The organism is Cupriavidus sp. USMAA2-4, from assembly GCF_001854305.1.
GTDB classification, from domain to species: domain Bacteria; phylum Pseudomonadota; class Gammaproteobacteria; order Burkholderiales; family Burkholderiaceae; genus Cupriavidus; species Cupriavidus malaysiensis.
In genome coordinates this window covers 1,613,512-1,631,635 of record NZ_CP017749.1, presented here as the reverse complement: position 1 = coordinate 1,631,635, position 18,124 = coordinate 1,613,512, and the positions used below count along the sequence as shown (strand labels likewise).

The following is an 18,124-nucleotide window of genomic DNA, read 5'->3' as shown; positions in this document are numbered from 1 at the left end:
GATCTTGTTTCTCGGACGATCTTTTTTCCGGGCACGCGGCGGCAGCGCAGCAGGCCCGGCCGGCATTCCGGTATCGTACCGAGCCCATGCCCGCCGCCCCACCCGAAGGGAGGGGGCGACGGCCATGTTTTTGCACCGGTCGCCGCCGGCTCGCGCTGTCTTCCGCCGTGCCGGCAACGGCCTGCCGGCGGCGCCTCGCCCTCGCGTCCGCCATTCGTCCATTGCCCCTCCCCCCTGCGCCATGACCCGTATCCTCGTCGTCGATGACCAGCCCAGTGATCGCAGCCTGCTTGCCGATTTTCTCGGGCAGCAGGGTTTTCGCGTGTACATGGCGAGCGACGGCCTGGATGGCGTGAACAAGGCGCGTGCCAGCCGGCCCGACCTGATCCTGATGGACATCGCGATGCCGCGCTGCGACGGCATGAGCGCCTGCCGGCAGCTGAAGGAGGACCCGGCCACGCGCGATATCCCGGTCATCTTCCTGACGGCGTCCGGGCATCCGGAAGAACGCGTCGCCGGGCTCGAGGCGGGCGCGATCGACTACATCACGAAGCCTTTCCACTTCGATGAGGTGCGCCTGCGCGTCGCCATCCACCTGGCGCTCGAGGTCGAACCGAGCACGCCCGCGCCGGCGGCCGACATCACCGCGCCGGGCACCGAGGCCAGCAGCTTCGACGTCGCCCTCTGCCGCCAGGTGCGGGCCATCGTGCTGGCGAACTTCGTCGATGTGCCCGATGTGGAAGCGCTGGCGCGCCAGACCAGCACGTCGGCACGGCGGCTGTCGCTGGCCATGAAGCGCTGCACCGGCTTGACGGTGTTCGACTACGTGCGCGAAGAGCGTTTGCGGGAGTCGAAGCGCTTGCTGTTCGAAAGCGATAGCGATATTGCGACGATCGCCATGCGGGTCGGCTATACGAGCGGCGCGAACTTCGCGACCGCCTTCAAGGCGCGCTTCGGCATCTCGCCGACCGACATGCGGAACGCGCGCGACCGCCAGGGCGCCGTGCGGGGAACTCCGTGATCCTGCCCCGCTTCCGCGCCGGCGGCCGGCTGTCGCGCCTGCTGTGCCTGCCGCGACCGTCGTTCGCGTCGTTCGCGATGCTCGCGCTGTTCGCTTTGTTCGCTTCGTTCACGATGCTCGGCCCACACCAGGCGCTGGCGGCAGGCAAGGTACCGTGGCCGCAGGCGGTCGATATCGCCCCGATCGATGCGCAGCGCCCGCTGGCGACGGAGCTCATGCTGTTCGATGATCCCTCGCACAGCCTGGATGCCGCCGCCGTGCTGCGCCAGCCGGACTGGCAGGCGGTGACGCCGCGCACGCTGTCACGCGGCTTTACCCGCTCGGCCGTGTGGATAGGCGGCACCTTCGTCAACCGTGGCAGGCAGCCCGTCACGCGCTGGCTGGCGCTCGATCCGGTACGGCTCGAAGACGTCGCCTTCTACGTGGTCGATGAGGCCGGCACCGCGGCCGTGAAACGCTACCGCTCCGGCATCGGCGCGCCGCTGGCGGCACGGCCCATCGGGTCCGCGCAGATCGCATTCCCGGTCACGCTCGCCCCGGGCGAGCAGATGCGGTACCTGGTCCGTGTGCAGAGCCGCTCGGCCCTGTTCCTGTCGCTGCAGATATGGGAGCCGGGCGCATTCCAGGACGCGCAATTGCGCGAAGCGATCGTGCACATGCTGCTGGCAGGCGCGATGCTGGCGATGGCCGTCATCTCCGCGGTCCTGGCGGTGGTCTGGCGCGACCGCATCTTCGTGCTGCTGACGGCCACCATCCTCGCCGAAGTCGTCTACGAACTGGCTTTCGAAGGCTTCCTGTACGCGCTCTTCCTGCCCCAAGGGGGGGAATGGGTGCTGCGCTCGCCGAGCATGGCCGGCAGTACCAGCGTCGCCCTGTTCTCGACCTTGCTGCTGTGGTTCCTGGGCTTCGAGCGCGTGCGCGCCTGGCGCTGGATCTACCTGGCGGTGATCGCCGCGCATGCAGGCGTCGTGGCCTGGACCGCCTTCGGCGACTACCGGACCAGCGCGTCGATCGCGGTGCAAGGCACCTTCCTCTGCAACCTGGTATGGGTCGCCTCCTTTATCGACGGGATCCGGCGCGGGATACCCAATGCGCGCCTGATCCTGCTTGCCTTCCTGCCGGATTGCACCACGCTGTTCTTGCGCCTGGCGACCGTCGCCGGGTTCATCTCGCCCGAGTGGAGCGCCGGCACCGCCCAGATCTGGGACAGCCTCGGTGTGCTGCTGCTGCTCTCGTTCGTGATCGGCGGCCGCTCCCGCCAGCTGGTCCTCAAGCAGAAGCGTACGCAGCAGGCGCTGCTGGCGGAGCGCGAGGCAACCCGGGAGAAACTCGAACAGGCGGTGACCACGCGCACGCGCGAGCTGCGGGAAGCGCTGGTCCGTGCGGACGACGCGGTCCGCGTCAAGACCGACTTCCTCGCGCGCATCAGCCACGACCTGCGCACGCCGCTGACGTCGATCATCGGCTTCGCCGACCTCATCCAGGCGGATGGCCGCGAGGATGCCGAACGGGGACGCATCATCCGCCGCAGCGCCACGCATATGCTCGGCATGGTCAACGACCTGATCGACTACGCCAACGGGCGCGACGCCGACGCGCTGTCGCCGCAGCCGGTCTATACCTATGCCTTGCTGGACACCGTCGCGCAACATGGCGCCGCGCTGGCGGCACGCGGCGGCAATGCCTTCTCCGTCGAGATCGCCGGCAACCTGCCGCCCGTGATCGAACTCGACGACCGGCGCATGCAGCAGGTGCTCGGCAACCTGCTCGACAACGCCGCCAAGTTCACCGAACACGGCACCATCCGCCTGACCGTCACGGGCCGCGCGGACGCGGCGGCGCCGCGCCGCTGGAACCTGCGCTTCGCCATCGCCGACAGCGGCTGCGGCATCGCCGCCGCCGACCAGGCGCGCGTGTTCGAGCCGTTCGTGCGCGCGCTGGAGGACGACCACCGGCCGGGAATCGGCCTCGGCCTCTCCATCGTCAAGCTCTGGACCACGCGCATGGGCGGCACGCTGCACCTCGACAGCGTGCCGGGCACGGGAACCACCGTCGTCATGGAACTGCTCGTCAACGAGATGGACGAAGCGGCGATCAGCAGCCTGCGCATGCATGAGCCGGCCGCTGCCCTGCCGCAGATCGATGGCCGCGGCCACCGCGTGCTGGTGGCCGAAGACACCGCCGAAATCCGCGAGCTGCTGCGCGACGACCTGCTGAGCCTGGACTTCGACGTCGAGGTGTACGGCGACGGCGCTGCGGCCGTGCATCGGCTGTCGTCCGCCGATGGCGCGCCGCTCTCGCTGGTGGTGACGGACCTGCTGATGCCGGGCGCTTCCGGACAAGCGGTCCTGCACGCGGCGCGGGAGCGGCACCCGGGCGTGCCGGTGATCATGATGTCAGCGGTGCCGGCTCACCAGTCCAGGGACGACGAACACTTCGATGCCTCGCTGCAGAAGCCGGTCAGTCTCGCCGACCTGCGCAACACCATCGCCACCCTGCTGAACCTGCCCCGCGCCGACCAGCTCACGATCTCCACGGCAGTCGACGTCGAGATGCTGAAGCTACCCTCGAAGAGCCTGCTGGACGAGGCGCGCATGCTGGCCGAGCTCGGCGCCATCTCCGACCTGCTCGACTGGACGGACAAAGCCGCGGCGCTGGACCCCGCGTGCGCGCCCTTCGTGATGAAGGTCAGGCAGCTGGCCAAGCGCGGCGAACTGGACGAGCTGCAAACGATGTTCAGCGGGAGCGTGCCGGCCGCCGGCGTGGCGCTGTAGCAGCGGCTTCCGGGACCATGCTCCCTGGGGCATGAGGGATCTGCGGTACAGCGCATTGGCTTGTTGACACATCCCTTGTACGCGCGTACAAGACATCAAGCAAGATCTTCAAGCAGCAACTTTGAAGTACTGGTTGCGTAACACGCTTCAAGCCTTTCCTTGTTTCTTCCTTGATCTTCGCGCTCCGCCGGCACCCTTGCCTGGCGGGTCTTCAGGAGGAATCCAGACATGGAAACCGGCACTGTCAAGTGGTTCAATGATGCCAAGGGCTTCGGCTTTATTACGCCCGATGCTGGCGGCGATGACCTGTTCGCGCACTTCTCGGAAATCCAGGGACAAGGCAGCGGCTTCAAGTCGCTCCAGGAAGGCCAGAAGGTCCGGTATGTGGTTGGCGTAGGCCAGAAAGGGCCGGCGGCAACGAAGATCGAGCCGATCTAAGTGTTGCTGCGCTGTGCTGTGAGAGAAGCCCCGCCATCTGCGGGGCTTTTTTGCAGGCCGGTTGGCGCGCACTCCTTATGAACGTCCAGGCGCCGACAAGGAAGCAGCGGAAGCGGCGTCGCGCATAAGATGCCGCTCGCCAAGACGCACGCCATCTCTATTTGGCAGGATACTGGCTTGGACTGCACACCTGCATGCGACCGCACCTCAGTGCGCATTCCCTTTCATGCCCTCGGCTTCCATCGCGGCGTGCCATTCCTCGTACGCCTCGATTGGCTCCATGGCCTCGTCGACGAACGCGGTTGCGCGTTCCGCTGCGGCCTGTGTCTCGGGGGGGACATCGCTCTGACCGTCTTCCTCGGTACCTGGTGGTAACAGCATGTCCTCAAGCATCGCGCGGAGTTCTGGCGTATTCCATGGCTTGCCCAGCCTGGCCCTCCGGTTCAGATAGTGACGGATTTCCGAGTCTTGCTCGGCGGTGAGCGGAAGCCCTCGGAACGTAGGGTCCGTGTTGTGATGAATCATGATGCGCCTCCCGAAGCGGTCTGCGCTTTCAATGTCTTTCCATGTAGAGATAGTGATTCCCTGCGGCCCATGTCGCGCGTTGCGAGTGGTCGCTGTGCCGCGTGCGTGCTTTTCGCCAGGCTGACTCACGTCTTCTTCTTGGCGACACCCTCGTTGGCGACGCGGGATTGAACGCTGCTGAACGGGGTGGCCGGCACGGACGGCTTCTTGGGTTGCTTGGGCTTCTTGGGTTCGCGGTTGCCACGTAGTTGACTCTTGGCCATGGCGGTGCTCCTGAAGATTGGCTTGCCGGGTTGGCAATCCCAGCATACGCGCTTAGTCTCCGGCAAAGGGAAAAAACTTTCCTGCGGCGCGAGTGGCTAACGCAACGGAGAGAAATCGGGCTGGAGGGAAACGGGCGCATACTGGAACTGGCGCCGCGCACGCCAGCGAGCAAGGAAACGCTCGGCGTCACCGGACAACAGGAGCCCACCATGGCACTGAACTTCCCGAATCCCAGCCGCAGCTACGACGCCTCGCGGCACTGTGTTTGCTTCTGGGGCTACGACGGTGCGCGCGAGGTCGCTTTCCAGGTCACTGACACTGTTCTTTCGCTCCTGAGTCATGGGGCTGCCTTCGAAGAGACCGCCTTTCTGGACACGTTCGATCGCTATCGCGACCCGATACTGACAATGGCCAGAGATATCTACACACCAGGAATGCGCAACACGTACACCATTTCGTAGGGGCGGCCTGCCGGCGAAGCTGCGGGGGGGAGGCGCAACTGCCGGATTCACCATCGGGATGTCTCGTGTCCCACGGGTGCCGTTCCATCGGAGGGCCTTCCGGTTGGCAACCGACGGCACAATGAGGTGGCTCCCAGGGTCGCTTGCACGCAAGTACATGGTGCACCGCTTGCAAAGCCACTTTGTAAGGGAGATAGGTCGGGAGGCAATGGACCTCTATACTCGTAACCAGAGCGCTCCTGAAACCTGAAGGTCTCGGGCCCGCCTGCCTTTCGTTTCCGGGCTGTCCCCCTCGACGACGTCTGAGGATTGGCGACTGCAAAAGTCACTTACGGGGATTCCTGGAAATTCCATGCACGACGCCACTCGGCGACCTCTGCGCGCTCGCAGCCTCCGTCACCACGAAAGCCGGCCGTTGAATGACGACCACATACCGGAGCCTGCCCGCTACACGCCTGATGCATGACCAGCAGGTCGATGCGTTGTCGGAGGGAAGCCATCACAGATTCGGATTCATACGCCTGGCAGCAACGCAATGGCATCGGGCTGCCACGCTGCTGATTGAACCAGGCCAGCTGCGGATGATTGCCGGTTGCGACTCGAATCTCAAGGAATCCACGAAGCAGTGGATTCACGAACGGGGCGGTGCAGTGATCGACGAGCACAACGACCTGATGCCGGACTTCAGGTGGGTATGATTGCCTTGCCTCCAACCCTCTACGACATCACTCCTCCGATCTTGGGCTCCATCTTGCGAAGCGTGCCGGAACGACAAGGAGATGAGTATGCAATGCACCGTAGAGTACAGGGGCTTTGCGATACGCCTTGACCTGCTGGAGACCCCCGAGGGGATGTTTGATACGTGGTTCCAGATCAAGGGGCCGATTGAAGCCCGTGAAGCAGTCTACGGCACACCCCTCAAGGTGTTCGGCTCTCCGTTTTCACGCCGCTGGGCGCACTTGGTGGGCGAGCTCGCCGGACGGGCGCTTATTGATCAGATCCTAGGTGTCGACGAATTCTGAATCGAATCCTGCAGCTTCACGAACGCGTTGGCGCGCATCGCATGGTACTGGCAACGCACCGTGTCACGCTCAAGGCAGACACGAGCACTTAACGGATCTGAGAGGATCTGAGCGTCCTTCATCCACCTGCGGCTCTATCGAAGTTCACCAACCGGCTCCAGTCATGCACAGTGCAAGCTCGCCATCCAGTTTTCTCTGCACATTGATCGCCGATGGCAAGGGCCTTGCCTATCACGTGTCGGTCAGTTACCGCGACAGCACGCATGCCGAGGGTATCCAGTTCACCAGCTTTGTCGGCGCGGGAAGGCGTTCTTTTACTGTTCGAGGCGCCAATAGCAATCAACAACCGGCGATCGACCAAACCTCGGAAGTGCTTTGTCGAATCGCGATCGGCCAAGTCATGCGAGATCGTCTCTTTGACAAGGCCAACGAGGGAGAGCATCTGCTGGATCCGGAAGCATTGCCCTGGGAGGGCGAGCTCAGGCCCGTGGGGACCGGCGCTAGCGCAAAGCAACCACGGCGGCGCTGGCCCGGCTAGAACGATGCGCGATGGCCGGCCGGACGGCTGACGCACTGGCCGAGCTGTCAGCCGCCTTCCGCAGCGCGGTACGCGGGTAGCCGCCGTGCGGGGTCTTCTGCCAGCGCCCGAATCTGTCGACAAGATGGGGGACGGAGTCGATCGGGCCGCTGAATCCACGGCCGAACCTGGCCGCTTGCAAGCCCGGCGGTTCGGGAGCGGCTCAGACCGCCCCATTGCCAGCGATCAAGCGATGGCATAGCTATCCGGCCTGCACGCCACCGCCGTCCACGATAATGGTCTGCCCCGTGACATAGGGATTGGTCATCAGATAGACGTAAGCCAGCGCGAGCTCCTCCGCCTCGCCGACACGCCCGACCGGCAGGGCCGCCCCGCTCGCGGCGTAGAGCGCTTCGCGGTCTGCTCCGCGATAGCTACGCCGACTTCGGCCCGACGCTGGCTTGCGAGAAGCTGCGCGAGCGCCATGGCATCGAGATATCGCGCAGGTTGCGCACGCCGCATCATGAGCGATGCTGGCTTCTGGGTTCCACCGAAGCTACGCCCGCCCAAGGTCCACCAGTCGCGTACCCGACGGGCCTGTCTGGGCAACCTAGTGCAGATCGATGGTAGCGATCGCCCCCGGTTCGAGGAACGGGCACCGGCGTGCGCCGTGATCGCGCTGGCGTGGAAGTAGATTCATTGCGCATCGCCAGGTGATATCTGCAGGAAACAGGTCGCTCGCCGGCGCCGGAATGCACTTGACCTCCGCGCCTGGCGCATGAAATGACATCGAGCTTCATGGCTTTGCGCATCTTGTCGCGACGTGGCAACACCCCACATCAAGGGGCATCTAGCCGCCTTACCGTATGGCAAGGTGTTGCACTTCAGATTCGTAGACCAATGCGTTTGGGCAGCGACATTCCCTTGACGGAATATAGTCTGGGAGCTATATTCGATGCATGGGATGGGACGTAGAGTACACATCAATCTTTGGCGACTGGTGGGAGGACCTCTCCGAAGCGGAGCAGGAGTCCGTTGCCGCCTCGGTCTCGTTGCTGGAGCATTTCGGACCGAACCTTCGACATCCGCACTCGAGCGGGATCAATGGCTCTCGGCATGGGCATATGCGGGAGCTTCGCATACAGCATGAGGGGAGGCCGTACCGAGTGTTGTACGCTTTCGACCCGCGCCGCGCGGCAATTCTCCTATTGGGAGGGGACAAGACGGGCAACGACAGGTGGTATGACGAAAATGTTCCGCGCGCCGATGCACTCTATGACGCGCATCTGGCCGAACTAAAGCAGGAGGGTCAAAACGATGGCTAAGAAATTTTCGGAACTGCGGGCCACGATGGCGCCTGAGTCCCGGGCTCGGGCTGATGCGAAGGCCCAGCGCCTGGTAGCTGAAATGGCGTTGAGCGAGCTGCGTCGTGCACGCGGTCTGTCCCAGGAGGCCCTGGCCTCGGTGCTGCATGTTAAGCAGCCAAGTATCGCCAAGATGGAGCAGCGTACCGACATGTATATCTCAACGCTGCGCAGCCACATCCGTGCCATGGGCGGCGAACTTGAGATTGTGGCGCGCTTCCCAGATGGCGCCGTGCGGATCTCCAACTTTGCAGAGATCGGCGATACCGCGCAAGTAGACTAGGCAGTTCCTACCACCCTGCCCCTACGTCCCTTCACCAATTCTGCGCCGCCGGGCGCTGCGCAACAGCTTTCACCAAGTCGCCAGTCCCGGTAGGTACACCGGCGAGGGCAATGCCGCCCAGGAAAGTAGCCAGGCTGCCGCGCACGAGACCTGCCCAGATGGCGATCGCACAGCCGGCCAGCGCGAGGGCGCCCCGCCATCGCTCGAGCCAGCCGAGCACGTCAGCGACGACGCTCGGGCCGTGCCCTTCTGTCGTTGTCCCTGCGACGGTCGCCGTCGCCACGATGCCGAGCATGACAACCGCCGCAATAGTTTGCCTGCGAGGGCCGCCGCATGAGACCGCGCGGGCGGACCGCCAAGAACTTGAGTTTGACAGCATGCTCGTTCCTCCGTTGTGTTGAGTATCACCCTAGGTTTTGTACCAGATGCCTTCTCCCTCGCAGCGTGAACGTGCCATTGCGCAACTTCGTGCCGCAGGCCTTCTGCGTGCCAGCGAGCTTCGCAATGCCGGAATCACGCCATCAACTCTCGCCCGGCTTGAGCGCGACGGTGCTGTCATGCGTGTGGGCAGAGGTGTCTACCAGCTTTCCGATTCGCAGCTCGACAGCCAGCATTCCCTAGCCTTGGCGTCCAAGCTCGTCCCGGGCGGCGTCGTCTACCTATCGTCCGCACTGGCCTTCTATGGTCTGACGGACCAGATTCCCGCCAAGGTCTGGATGGAGATTGATCCGAAGGCTTGGCGGCCGCGCATCGACTGAAGCGCTTTACGGAAGAGCAAAGCACTCGGTTTCTGAAGGAAGCCGAGGCCGGTATGCTGGTCAAGGAACTGTGCAGGAAGCACGGGTTCAGTGACGCGTCGTTCTACACTTGGCGCGCCAATCACAAGCGCGTTTATCGCCTGTACCTTGCGGCGGGGCTGGCTGTACGGCGCCGTCGTAGACGCCATGGCGTAATGATCGAGCGCGAACAGCGGGCCTTGCCGAATGCACCCAACGAGGTGTGACTCATCGATTTCGTGATGGATGCGCTCGCCAACGGCCGGCGCCTGAAGTGCCTGGCCATCGTCGACGATTTCACGAAAGAGGCTGTCGACAAGTCGTCGACCACGGCATCTCAGGCTTGTATGTCGCTCGGGCATTGAACCGTGCCGCTCGCTTCCGTGGCTATCCCAAGGCGGTGCGAACGGACCAGGGACCCGAGTTTACGAGCCGCGCGTTCGATCAGTGGGCGTATGCGAACGGCGTCACCCTGAAGTTGATTCAGGCAGGCACGCCCCTGCCCTAATTGGCCGCTTGCTGCCCAATAGCGGACGCCGGGCCCGCCCGATGCCGAAGGACGGCTACCGACCCTGAGCGGTCCTTCGAAATTCTCCAAAGCGGTCGGTCAAAGATGCAGCTTTGCCGTCAGAAGCGGCACTTCTGCCTTGCATGTCCTTCGATTCCGTCTCTGTGCCGCTGCCGGATGGCAGCGATGCTATGGCTTTCGCCGGTCATCGAGTTTCAATTGGCTCGGTATTTGATAGATGACGTACTTGTATTTCGGTATCAGCCTGCGTTCCGCTACGACACCGCCGAGAGATTCGGCAATGCGTCGACTGGGGTAGTTTTCTTCAGCAACAGGATAGGTGAAGCGATCGATGCCCAGTTCGCGGCTTGCCCACGTTGCCACAAGACTAACCGCTTCACGGCCAATGCCTTCGCGGTGGCGATCCTCTCGAATCCAAATGCCCAATTCCGCACTAGGGCTCTTAACGTGATGGAGCCCCGCCAATCCAAGGAATCCCCCGCTATCTCGTTGACGGACTGCAAATACAAAATCCGTTCCTTCGGCTATCGCCGGTAACCACGCTTGCCAGACGAGATCAAAGCTCTCTCTGTCAGGAGGCGGCTCCCATGACATCAAACGAGTCAGTGAAAGCGTGATGCACGGAAATGTAGCGTCAGCATCACTTTCAGAGAAGGGTTTAATCGAAAGTCGACTAGATTCGATACGGATTTCATCCGGGTGCAGCACCAAGGTTCATCCCCATGTGTTTACCGATGTCGTCGGATTGTGGCCGATGTGCATCGGCCTGTCGAACGTCTCAAACTGGCCGAACCCGGCCGGCAGCCGCTTGGTCGCCACCGATCGGAGCCAAGCGTCCCTAACCGGCCTGGCCGAGGCGCGACACCTTGCGGAGCGCGTCCGGGCGATAGCCCCGGCTCGGGCGCGCGGCTCCGCAGTCCCCCGCCAGCATGCGGACAGTTGAACTTGGCGCCACCGCGCCGCCACCGCCCCACACGGCGCGGGACGCCGTCGCGTCCGGCCAGCCCCACCCCACAGCAACCCCGCCAGAGCGTCCCACCCCGCGCAAAAAGCACGCCCGTGCCGACATCTGAATTCTGCCAGCCACGCGACAACTGAGAACCGCCTAGACATCGGGTGTTGGGCGTTTTTTCTAATGTCGTAGGGGATGCGGACGATTTCAACTTAGCCTGGACAGACGGTGTGGTGGCTAAATTGTAATATCCGCACTTCCCCGCGCGATGGGGTGGACGCTGCGCCGGCACCCGCTTGCCCCTGCTCCTCCCACTGCTGGCCGCCCGGCCCTTCGTGCCGGCCGACGTTCTGGCTGGCTACCAGTCACGCCAGGCCGCGCGCGGCCGGCATCGTGACCGTGCGCCAGCGCGGCACGGTCAACGGTGTCACCTTCGTGAGCCTGGAGGATGAGACCAGCATCGTCAACGTGATCATCTGGCCTGACGTGTTCGAGCGCTATCACAAGGAGATCTTGGGCTCCAGCATGGCGGGTGTCTACGGCCAGTGGCAACGCGAGGGCGAGCGCGGCACCTGATCGCCCCGCGCGTGATCGATCTGTCGTGGATGCAGGGCGAACTGGAGGCCACGAGCCGGAATTTCTGTTGAGAGGCAGCCTTGCTTCGATCAGAAGGCAGGCCAGCGTAGAGAGGGAGCTTTCTGAGATCCATCTGCTGTCGGAGATTGGCATACCTCTTCGACGCCATCCTCGTGCAGGATCTTGCAAGTTGGGCAACGTCGCTCGCTCTGTGTTCGATGATCACCGATGCATCGGCGACTTGGATTCGGATTGCAAGCGAAGCGCGCAGCGCGGGTGGTGCGAGTGCGTGAGCGGCCCACGCCGAATGGCCATGACGGCATCAACGATGCGGGGCGTGACGGCATGGCCGGCGCCGTCACGTCACGCCCGGATGAAATCCACCAACGCCCGCAGGGCCGTGGGCAGGTGCCGCCGTCCCGAGTAATAGAGAAAGAACCGGCTCAGCGGCGCTCCCCAAGTATCCAGCACGGCCGCCAACTGGCCCGCAGCCAAATCCTCGCGCACCATTGCCTCGTAGACGTAGGCGATACCCGCACCATCACGTGCGGCCTGGATCATCAGTGCATCGTCGTCGAAAACCAGTGGGCCGGTGACCTCCATTTCCAGCAGCTCGCCATCGATCTGGAACTCCCAGGCGTAACGGTGGCCGCTCGGGAACCGCCGCCCGATGCAGGCGTGGTCGAGCAGCTCGCGCGGCGTCTGCGGCAGGCCGCGTGCCGCGAGGTAGGACGGCGCGGCCACGCACACAAAACGCTGCGGCGGTCCGATCGGTACCGCCACCATGTCGCCGGCCAGGTTTTCGCCGAAGCGGATGCCAGCGTCGAAGCCATCGCCCACCACGTCGGCCAGGCTGTCGTCGGTCGCGACTTCGACCTGCACGCGAGGGTACTTCGCTACGAACCCGGCCAGCATCGGTGCTAGCAGTAGACGGGCCGCCGGGCGTGGCACGTTTAGTCGGAGCGTGCCGGCCGGTTCGGCCTGCAAAGCGCTCACGTCCGCCAGGGCTTCGGCCACCTCGCGCAAAGCGGGGTCGAGCCGCACCAGCAGTCGCCGGCCGGCCTCTGTCGGCGTCACGCTGCGCGTGGTGCGGTGGAGCAGGCGCACGCCCAGCCGTTCTTCCAGACCGCGCAGTGCATGGCTCAGAGCCGAGGCCGAGACGCCGCGCTCGGCAGCCGCCTTGCGAAAGCTGCGATGCCGCGCTACCGCCGCGAATGCGTCCAATTCGTGCAGATCAGGCATCATAGAGGTAAATAAATGAACCCAATTCAGTAGTTCATCAAGCATAACCCACCTTATCGCCATCTATCTGTCGCGTGACACTGACGCCTTCACCCATTGATCGACAGGTTTGACCATGCAGCAGCAACGACTCGGCAGCGCCGATTTCACGATCTCGCCCATCGGGCTGGGCACCTGGGCTATCGCCGGGCCAGGCTGGGAATTCGGCTGGGGTACGCAGGACGACGCCGACAGCTTGGCCGCACTGGAATGCGCGGTGGAGCGCGGGGTGAACTGGATCGACACCGCTGCAGTCTACGGCCTTGGTCACGCCGAGGAAGTCGTTGGCCAGCTGCTGCGCCGCGTGCCGGCCTCGCGCCGCCCGTTGGTGTTCACCAAGGGCAGCCTGGTCTGGGACCAGGCGTCCCGGCAGATCTCGCACTCGCTGGCGCCGAATACGCTGGGGCGCGAGATCGAGGACAGCCTGCGCCGCCTCCAGGTCGAAACCATCGATCTGTACCAGATCCACTGGCCGGCGTTCCCGCCAGGCGGATCGGACGAGGGCATCGAGGCCGCGCTGTCGGCGCTGGCCAGGGCGCGCGAGCAGGGAAAGATTCGCGCCATCGGCGTCTCCAACTTCGACGTAGCTCAGCTCAAGCGCGCCCAGGCGGTGACAGATATCGCCTCATTGCAGCCGCCGTACTCGGCGCTAATGCGCGAGGTCGAGGTCGCAATCCTGCCTTTCTGCGAGCAGGCCGGCATCGGCGTCATCGCCTATTCCCCGCTGCAATCGGGCCTGTTGACTGGCGCGATGACGCGCGAGCGTATCGCCGGCCTGCCCGATGACGACTGGCGCAAGACCCGCAGCCCGGACTTCCAGGAGCCGCGTCTGACGAAGAATCTCGCGCTGGTCGCAGCCTTCCGCCGGATCGGGGAGCGCCACGGGCTGACGCCCGCGGCCGTCGCCATCGCATGGGTATTGCGGCAATCGGCAGTGACCGGCGCCATCGTTGGCGCGCGCCGACCAGCGCAGATCAATGGGCTCCTTGGGGCGGCAGACTTTCGCCTAGACGCGGACGAAATGGCCGAGATCGTGCCGCTGCTACCCGAAGGCATGGGCACCAATGTGCCAGAGGCCACGTCCTGAGCGACGGTTCCCGCACTGCTTACAACAACATTGCACGCCCACCCCGTCGCTGCCTGGCTAAAGGCGGCGACGAGGCGATTCTGCTCTTGACGTCATCGGGCGCGGCGATCAAGGGCGCCCCTGCCCTGGTAAGTCGCGTCCCGATAGCGGACCCCAGGCCATCTCGATGAGATGGCGGCTATCGACCCCTCTCGGCCATTGGCCTTAGCTGGGGTGGACGGCTGCAATGGCCGATTTTGCGACAGTCGAGCAGGCCGTTCCACCGACCGCTTTGGGGCCCGCTAGCGTCTCTGTGCATCCCAATGCGGCGGTCAGCTTCGACCGCGGCGGCAAGGCGCAATCCGGAATGTGGACGATATGATTACCAGTAGTCATCGTTGCCTCGCAACAGCTCCGGATTCACCACCCGGATGCTTCGAAATGCAATCTCGATCAACCCGCGCCTCTCTAGTTTCTTCAAAAGCTCGTTCAACGTCTGGCGCGACACGCCGACTATTGCAGCCAGGTCCACTTGGGACACCTTGACGGTGACAGGACCAACTTGTCCATTGCCCGGGCTCTGTAGCTGCAGCAATTCCGCCAGCTTTGAACAAACACGCTCTTCCGGTGAAATCAGCTTTGAATCCGAGATGTAGCGCAGCATGCTGGCATAGCGCTGCGCAATGAACAGTGCGAGGTAGCGGTAGAAGATCGGATCTTCCATTGCGATTCGCTCGAATTGCGCCTTGGAAAGCAAGAATATCCGGACGTCCGTGTCAGCTATCACTGCCACGGTGGTCTTCGCATTGGTAATCAGTGCCAATGGGCCAAACCAGAAGCCGGGATCCCCTACGTGATAGAGGTTCTCCTCGCCGCCAACCAGCACGCGCGTAACGCGGACGTGGCCCTCCAGCACAGCGCCCATCGCCTTAGGCGTACTTCCCTGCGCGGAAATCACCGCCCTCTTGGTGAAGGTGCGCACTGTCCCGCGGGAAATGAGCTTGTCCTGCAAGGCTGCGGGCAGATTCGCAAACCACGCATTGCTTACAAGGATGCGTCGGAGTTCTTGATCAGTGAAGTCACCAGGGGTGGGCATGGACAAGAAACGAGATGAGTTGTCGCCTGGGCGACAAGTGGCAAGGCCCTTCAAATGTAGCATGCCCTCCAGTCTGGCCATGCTGGCCGGAACGCCTGACAACAGCAAGGAGACGAGTCGTGAAACAGCATTCTGGTTCGAGATCGGTCAATTCGGCCGCATGCCATCAAGTCCGCCGCCGAATCGCCATGGCACTGGCGTTTGCCGCTGCCTGCGGCGCAGTTGGCACGGTAGCCGCGCAATCGCGGCCGTCGAGGTCTGATGGGGCTGCGGTCGCGGATGTTGCCAAAAATGTGGCTCCCGGCCCGCGCAGTTGCTTCTGGTCACGTGGCCCGGTCAGTGCCGATCCGTACATTAATATCGCATACCCTGATGCCGCCACGTTTTACTGGAGCGCGACGTTCTCAATTCCCGAGGGCGCCAGGCTTTCCATTGAAGGCAACTTTCCGCACTCGCGGTATATGTCGCTGATCAGCTATGACGGCGCCGGCGTTCCTGTCGAATCGGTTGCCGACTATCTGATCAGGCCCGCAGCGAGTGCGGTGAATCCCTTCCTGCCCGGCGCAAATCGCAATGCTGAAGCACGAGGATATTCGCTGACGGTAGTTGACGCGGCGCCTCCGGCCGACCAGCCTGTGGGCATGAACCTGCTCGGGCAGCAACGCACAACATTGCACGCCCCGAAGTATGGATCCGGTCAACAGCAACTCCTCTATCGCATCTATGCGCGAGACAAGCAAATGGACGAAACTGGAGGCGTCGGACTGCCCATTCCCGTGCTGACACTCGCGGACGGCCGGGTGCTGAGGGGTGATGCGGCGTGTCCTGCCTTGCGCGCCCAGCAGCCGATGCAGATCGATCCGGCAGCGCTCGCGGTCCCGAGGGAGAAATACCGCGAACTTGTTGCCATCGCCAGGGAGGTCGGCAGAGAGAAGAATCAGCCTGCGTATCCGGCAACCAACCCGCCCACCTGGTATATCCAGTACGACCGAGAATATCTCTACAGCCTGTACACCGGGAAACCGCTGGCTAGCCCGAAGAAGAGTACTGGGGGCTTCTATCCGAACCTCGACAACCAGTACATCCGCACCATCGTCAACCGCAAGCTGGGCAAGGTGTTCGTCATTCGCGGCAAGGCGCCAACCACGCCGCGCACCGCCAACGGGGATGCGGTGATGGGCACGGGCGAACTCAGGTACTGGTCCATGTGCTCGAACCAGGGCTTTGCCAATACACGGGTAAATGGCTGCGTCTATGATGAGCAGGTGCCGGTTGGTCCGGATGGCTTCTACACTATCGTAGTGAGCCGCAAGGAAGACCGTCCGAGCAATGCAATCGCACAATGCGGCATTGCCTGGCTGCCAATGGCAGATGACGGGGATGGCGCTGGCGACGCCGATGTCTCGGTGGTGCAACTGCGGCACATGCTTGGGACGACGGACTTTCCCCATGCGGTACAGGCCATCTCAAAGCCGGGCGATGAGCGCGAGGTGATGGGCGACTATTACCCGGCAGGCCGCTACATGTCGACGTCAGCCTTCGAGACCGCGGTGCCATGCATGCAGGGCAGGCATTGATTCGCCGCAGCGCCGGCGAACTTCTCTCGGAGCGGTCGGCCGCTGGCGACATCGCAGAGCCACCGCTCCACTTTAGTACCCGATGGGTCAGGACCTGCCCCCTCCATCGAAGGCTGGGCCAGCAGGCGCGGAGCGAGCGAACTGCGAAAGGCTGGGGCAGTTCGCTCCGCGCCAACTGGTTGCCTCGAATAGGCCTGCAACGGCGGGCCAAGGGCGGCCGCCCGAGTGGTCACAATGGAAAATGCGTGAACGCCCGCTCCTGGCCCGGCCAACGCCTTCCCTTGGTCGAACGGCAGCAAATCGGCCGACCCGGTCTTTCGGTATGCACCCGGCGGATGACTCAAACTGGCCGATCTCCGCCGCCAGCTCTTCTCTCGACGATCGGCGACGGCTTTTGACAGCTCCCGACCCTTCTGAGACATCCGACTGCTGCATGACGAATGGCTCCTTTGGCAGATGAACGGTCAATGGGTCTGACTCGAAGAGCTCGCAGGGGTTCGGCGCGTCAGGTGCGGCCAGCCAATCTTGGTGGTGCCAGCTCTGCGCTCAAAATGCCGGCAGAATTTCACCAGCGGCGGAATCCCGTCAGCCGCAAGCCGCTGGCGCCAACGCCTGGTATGCAACCTCGCGCGCCGACTGGAATTCCTGCTGCGTGCGCGCCACCAGTTCACGAACCGACTCGACCTGGCGGACGCCCGATACCGAGTGCCCCGCGCTCCAGATATCGCGCCAACGCTTGATGCCGGCCGAGCCCTGGCTGCCGTACAGCGCATCCGCACGCTCGCGGGTCATGTTGGTCGGCAGGTTGGTCGGGTCGAGCCCGCTGGCCACAATCGACGGACGCAGCGAGTTGGTCTCCAGCCCGGTAAAGGCGCGTGACAGCAGCACATCGTCCAGCTCGCTATTGACCAGCATGTCCTTGTAACCGTCTACGGCCATGCTTTCGCGCGTGGCGATGAACTTGGTGCCCATATAGGCCAGGTCGCAGCCCAGTACCTGCGCTGACAATAGCCCGACGCCGTCCGAGATGCCGCCGGCGAGCACCACCGGCCCGTCAAAGAAGCCCCGTACCGCGCGCACAAAGGCAAAACCGTTGGCCCATCCGGTCTGCCCGCCGGCACCAGCGGTCAGCAAGATCAGGCCATCCACCCCCGCGGTCACCGCCTTGCGCGCATGCCGCACGGAGGCCACGTCGGCAAACACCAGGCAGCCAATTTCGTGCAGCGGGCCGACCACGGCGTCCGGCGCGCCGACGCTGGTGATGACCATTTCCACGCGATGCCGCAACAAGCACTCCAGCTCCTGCTGCAGGGCCTCGCGGCGCATGATCAGGTTAGGGCAGAACGGAGCGTCTGCTGGCGACAGCTCCTTGCCGAAGCGTGTCAGCCATGCGTCGAGTTCTTCCGTCGAGCGGCAGTTTGCCGTGGGAAACGAGCCGATCACGCCGGCACGGCAAGCGGCCAAGACCAGATCCGGTCCTGAAACACGGAACATTGGCGCCGCGATCAGTGGTAGCGCCAGGCGCCGGGCGATTGATTGCGGCAGGCGCTGGCCGTAAGCAGAAGTAGCGTTCATATCGATGCAGGTGGGATAAGCCATGCG

The 18,124-nt window shown here is 63.7% G+C and carries 21 protein-coding genes and 2 pseudogenes; 15 read left to right on the top strand and 8 right to left on the bottom strand.

Translation table 11 applies throughout. The features are described from left to right. The first annotated feature begins 4 nt into the window (after positions 1 to 4). The 3 genes from BKK79_RS27390 (at position 5) to BKK79_RS27380 (ending at position 4,233) form a co-directional block, all read left to right on the top strand. The gene (locus BKK79_RS27390) at positions 5 to 1,021 is read left to right on the top strand and encodes a response regulator transcription factor (RefSeq protein ID WP_335582943.1); all 1,017 of its coding nucleotides are present in this window, start codon (positions 5 to 7) and stop codon (positions 1,019 to 1,021) included. After that, positions 1,018 to 3,795 carry a hybrid sensor histidine kinase/response regulator gene (locus BKK79_RS27385; protein ID WP_232346459.1) on the top strand — a complete coding sequence of 926 codons (2,778 nt, stop codon included), beginning with the start codon at positions 1,018 to 1,020 and terminating at the stop codon, positions 3,793 to 3,795. Before BKK79_RS27390 ends, BKK79_RS27385 begins: the two co-directional genes overlap by 4 nt. Before the next feature lie 228 nt (positions 3,796 to 4,023). Next, positions 4,024 to 4,233: a cold-shock protein gene (locus BKK79_RS27380; protein WP_071016999.1), complete on the top strand. Its 210-nt coding sequence runs from the start codon at positions 4,024 to 4,026 to the stop codon at positions 4,231 to 4,233. A 207-nt stretch (positions 4,234 to 4,440) separates the two neighbouring features. Here BKK79_RS27380 and BKK79_RS27375 read toward each other — a convergent pair whose 3' ends face one another. Further along, positions 4,441 to 4,758 carry a hypothetical protein gene (locus BKK79_RS27375; protein ID WP_071037351.1) on the bottom strand — a complete coding sequence of 106 codons (318 nt, stop codon included), beginning with the start codon at positions 4,756 to 4,758 and terminating at the stop codon, positions 4,441 to 4,443. 125 nt (positions 4,759 to 4,883) lie between these two features. Further along, complete coding sequence (locus tag BKK79_RS41260; protein ID WP_198173314.1) at positions 4,884 to 5,021, bottom strand: hypothetical protein; 138 nt, start codon at positions 5,019 to 5,021, stop codon at positions 4,884 to 4,886. A 210-nt stretch (positions 5,022 to 5,231) separates the two neighbouring features. Between BKK79_RS41260 and BKK79_RS27370 the strand changes: the two genes are divergently transcribed. From BKK79_RS27370 to BKK79_RS39355, 4 genes are all read left to right on the top strand, one after another. Further along, positions 5,232 to 5,483 carry a DUF1488 domain-containing protein gene (locus BKK79_RS27370; protein WP_071017003.1) on the top strand — a complete coding sequence of 84 codons (252 nt, stop codon included), beginning with the start codon at positions 5,232 to 5,234 and terminating at the stop codon, positions 5,481 to 5,483. A 419-nt stretch (positions 5,484 to 5,902) separates the two neighbouring features. After that, positions 5,903 to 6,181 (top strand): hypothetical protein, encoded by a 279-nt coding sequence (locus BKK79_RS27365; RefSeq protein WP_071017005.1) that lies wholly within the window; start codon positions 5,903 to 5,905, stop codon positions 6,179 to 6,181. Positions 6,182 to 6,268: 87 nt separating this feature from the next. Further along, positions 6,269 to 6,505, top strand: a complete 237-nt coding sequence (locus BKK79_RS27360) for a hypothetical protein (protein WP_071039373.1) — start codon at positions 6,269 to 6,271, stop codon at positions 6,503 to 6,505. 163 nt (positions 6,506 to 6,668) lie between these two features. Beyond that, a complete protein-coding gene (locus tag BKK79_RS39355) occupies positions 6,669 to 7,043 on the top strand; it encodes a hypothetical protein (RefSeq protein ID WP_083384286.1) in 375 nt (124 codons plus the stop codon). Positions 7,044 to 7,284: 241 nt separating this feature from the next. Here BKK79_RS39355 and BKK79_RS40595 read toward each other — a convergent pair whose 3' ends face one another. After that, positions 7,285 to 7,407 (bottom strand): SDR family oxidoreductase, encoded by a 123-nt coding sequence (locus BKK79_RS40595; RefSeq protein ID WP_231908265.1) that lies wholly within the window; start codon positions 7,405 to 7,407, stop codon positions 7,285 to 7,287. A 20-nt stretch (positions 7,408 to 7,427) separates the two neighbouring features. Here BKK79_RS40595 and BKK79_RS41685 point away from each other — a divergent pair. From BKK79_RS41685 to BKK79_RS27350, 3 genes and pseudogenes are all read left to right on the top strand, one after another. After that, positions 7,428 to 7,698, top strand: a pseudogene (locus BKK79_RS41685) (ISNCY family transposase); the annotation flags it as partial. A 283-nt stretch (positions 7,699 to 7,981) separates the two neighbouring features. Next, complete coding sequence (locus BKK79_RS27355) at positions 7,982 to 8,347, top strand: type II toxin-antitoxin system RelE/ParE family toxin (protein ID WP_071017009.1); 366 nt, start codon at positions 7,982 to 7,984, stop codon at positions 8,345 to 8,347. Beyond that, positions 8,340 to 8,669, top strand: a complete 330-nt coding sequence (locus BKK79_RS27350) for an XRE family transcriptional regulator (protein ID WP_071017011.1) — start codon at positions 8,340 to 8,342, stop codon at positions 8,667 to 8,669. The genes BKK79_RS27355 and BKK79_RS27350 overlap by 8 nt, the downstream gene beginning before the upstream one ends. A 31-nt stretch (positions 8,670 to 8,700) precedes the next feature. On the opposite strand, the gene BKK79_RS27345 is transcribed toward BKK79_RS27350, so the two are convergent. Beyond that, complete coding sequence (locus tag BKK79_RS27345) at positions 8,701 to 8,964, bottom strand: hypothetical protein (RefSeq protein ID WP_071039372.1); 264 nt, start codon at positions 8,962 to 8,964, stop codon at positions 8,701 to 8,703. A 130-nt stretch (positions 8,965 to 9,094) separates the two neighbouring features. On the opposite strand from BKK79_RS27345, the gene BKK79_RS39345 reads away from it, so the two are divergent. Together BKK79_RS39345 and BKK79_RS27335 are read left to right on the top strand one after the other, a co-directional pair. Further along, positions 9,095 to 9,427 carry a type IV toxin-antitoxin system AbiEi family antitoxin domain-containing protein gene (locus BKK79_RS39345; RefSeq protein ID WP_157128526.1) on the top strand — a complete coding sequence of 111 codons (333 nt, stop codon included), beginning with the start codon at positions 9,095 to 9,097 and terminating at the stop codon, positions 9,425 to 9,427. Between the two features lie 53 nt (positions 9,428 to 9,480). After that, a pseudogene (locus BKK79_RS27335) lies at positions 9,481 to 9,944 on the top strand (DDE-type integrase/transposase/recombinase); the annotation flags it as partial. 198 nt (positions 9,945 to 10,142) lie between these two features. Here BKK79_RS27335 and BKK79_RS39340 read toward each other — a convergent pair. Then, complete coding sequence (locus BKK79_RS39340) at positions 10,143 to 10,682, bottom strand: GNAT family N-acetyltransferase (protein WP_442873304.1); 540 nt, start codon at positions 10,680 to 10,682, stop codon at positions 10,143 to 10,145. A gap of 637 nt (positions 10,683 to 11,319) precedes the next feature. Here BKK79_RS39340 and BKK79_RS41680 point away from each other — a divergent pair. Next, positions 11,320 to 11,502 carry an OB-fold nucleic acid binding domain-containing protein gene (locus BKK79_RS41680; RefSeq protein ID WP_071039369.1) on the top strand — a complete coding sequence of 61 codons (183 nt, stop codon included), beginning with the start codon at positions 11,320 to 11,322 and terminating at the stop codon, positions 11,500 to 11,502. 363 nt (positions 11,503 to 11,865) lie between these two features. Here the strand turns inward: BKK79_RS41680 and BKK79_RS27320 are convergent, their stop codons facing one another. Further along, positions 11,866 to 12,747 carry a LysR family transcriptional regulator gene (locus BKK79_RS27320; RefSeq protein ID WP_071039368.1) on the bottom strand — a complete coding sequence of 294 codons (882 nt, stop codon included), beginning with the start codon at positions 12,745 to 12,747 and terminating at the stop codon, positions 11,866 to 11,868. 112 nt (positions 12,748 to 12,859) lie between these two features. Here BKK79_RS27320 and BKK79_RS27315 point away from each other — a divergent pair, with 112 nt between their 5' ends. Continuing rightward, positions 12,860 to 13,870: an aldo/keto reductase gene (locus BKK79_RS27315; RefSeq protein ID WP_071039367.1), complete on the top strand. Its 1,011-nt coding sequence runs from the start codon at positions 12,860 to 12,862 to the stop codon at positions 13,868 to 13,870. Positions 13,871 to 14,231: 361 nt separating this feature from the next. On the opposite strand, the gene BKK79_RS27310 is transcribed toward BKK79_RS27315, so the two are convergent. Further along, positions 14,232 to 15,026, bottom strand: coding sequence for a Crp/Fnr family transcriptional regulator (locus tag BKK79_RS27310; RefSeq protein ID WP_232346458.1), 795 nt, complete (start codon positions 15,024 to 15,026; stop codon positions 14,232 to 14,234). A 38-nt stretch (positions 15,027 to 15,064) separates the two neighbouring features. Between BKK79_RS27310 and BKK79_RS27305 the strand changes: the two genes are divergently transcribed. Next, positions 15,065 to 16,522, top strand: a complete 1,458-nt coding sequence (locus BKK79_RS27305; RefSeq protein ID WP_232346457.1) for a hypothetical protein — start codon at positions 15,065 to 15,067, stop codon at positions 16,520 to 16,522. Positions 16,523 to 17,107: 585 nt separating this feature from the next. On the opposite strand, the gene BKK79_RS27300 is transcribed toward BKK79_RS27305, so the two are convergent. Next, positions 17,108 to 18,121, bottom strand: coding sequence for an NAD(P)H-dependent flavin oxidoreductase (locus tag BKK79_RS27300; RefSeq protein WP_084085209.1), 1,014 nt, complete (start codon positions 18,119 to 18,121; stop codon positions 17,108 to 17,110). Positions 18,122 to 18,124 lie beyond the last annotated feature (3 nt).